Raw genomic sequence first — 1,512 nt, 5'->3', positions numbered from 1 at the left:
CTAGACGGTATGGAGGCGACTTGAGGCCGAAGGCCTCGGGCTGCAAACGGACGTGGGTTGCCGATGGCGGGTGAACACTCGCTTCGGTAGAGCCACAGTTGCAGATCAGGAGGCCTCCGGTGAGTTTCAACGGTACGAGTGTCGGGTTGGATGTGCATGCGCTTTCCGTGGTTGCGCATGCGGTGGACGAAGAAACGGGTCGGGTCGAGCGGACTCGGTTGTGTCTGGACCACGGCGAGATTCTGGACTGGTTATGCCGGCTTCGTGCTCCGGTGCGGGTGGCTTATGAGGCTGGGCCCACTGGGTTCGGTCTTGCGCGGGCGTTGACTGCTGCCCGGATCGAGTGTGTCGTTGCTGCGCCGTCGAAGTTGATCCGTCCGGGTGGTGATCGGGTCAAAACCGATGCACGGGATGCCGCGCATCTGACCCGGCTTCTGCGGTTGGGTGAGATCACCGCGGTCACCGTGCCGCAGGCCGACGTGGAGGCAGTGCGTGATCTAGTACGGGCGCGTGAGGATGCCCGGGCGGACTTGATGCGGGTCCGGCATCGATTGTCCAAACTGCTGCTGCGTCAGGGCCGGATTTATGGCGGTGGGCCTGCCTGGAACGGGGTGCACGAAATCTGGCTACGTCGGCAACGCTTCGATGACGCCCACACCACCGCGGCTTTCGACCACCACTTCGGCGCCGTCCTGACGGCCACTGCGGCCAGAGATCGTCTCGATGAACAGATCGTCGCGGTCGCGGCCTCACCGCGGTGGGCTGATGCGGTCAACCGGCTGGGATGTCTGCGTGGAATCTCGGCGTTGACCGGCTTGGCGCTCAACGTGGAGATCGGCGACTGGACCCGGTTCACCGGTGCCTCGATCGGCGCCTATGTCGGCTTGGTACCCACCGAGTACTCCTCCGGGACTTCCCGGGTCCAAGGGTCGATCACCAAGGCCGGCAATGCTCATGTGCGGCGGTTATTGATCGAGGCGGCCTGGCATCACCGCGCGGCCTACCGCAACCCGGGCCCGACGATGCGGGCCCGCTGGGCCAAAGTCGATCCCGCACTCAAGGCGCGCGGTCATGCCGGTAACCGGCGCCTGCATCAGCAGTGGTGTCGATTTAACGAACGCAAGAAGCCCCATGTTGTGGCCAACGTCGCGGTCGCCCGAGAATTGGCCGGCTGGTGCTGGTCGCTGGCGACGCTGACCTGAGCGCCAACCAGACTTGATCGGAGTCAGCCGGTCGACGGCGAGGAAGCGAACGGACCTGCGTCAGGACTATGAGCAGCAACAGCATTCGTCGAATACTGGTGCGACGCCCGCAGCTAGGGAGCAGCCACCATTCGCGCCGAACCATCGTCTTGCGGTATCCAACCCGCGCATATCAGTCTGACACCACCGTCGTTGACCAACGACCGCCACGACACTGACTGACACCGATCAAACGGAAGCCGCCCCGAACACCAAACCGGGGCGGCTTCCACCTGCCTATTGACAAAACCCGACTACATATCAGTCCTGG

1 protein-coding gene is annotated in these 1,512 nt (G+C 63.8%); it reads left to right on the top strand.

Annotation, left to right across the window (positions count from 1 at the left end; genetic code table 11):
- Positions 1-119 precede the first annotated feature (119 nt).
- On the top strand, positions 120-1,202 hold the full coding sequence (locus Q2100_RS31255) for an IS110 family RNA-guided transposase (protein ID WP_302917127.1): 1,083 nt from the start codon (positions 120-122) through the stop codon (positions 1,200-1,202).
- The last annotated feature ends 310 nt before the right edge of the window (positions 1,203-1,512 follow it).

It is taken from the genome of Mycolicibacterium arseniciresistens, assembly GCF_030519285.1.
Taxonomy (GTDB): domain Bacteria; phylum Actinomycetota; class Actinomycetes; order Mycobacteriales; family Mycobacteriaceae; genus Mycobacterium; species Mycobacterium arseniciresistens.
Note: the sequence above shows the minus strand (reverse complement) of the source record. Positions and strands in the feature narration are given on the sequence as shown.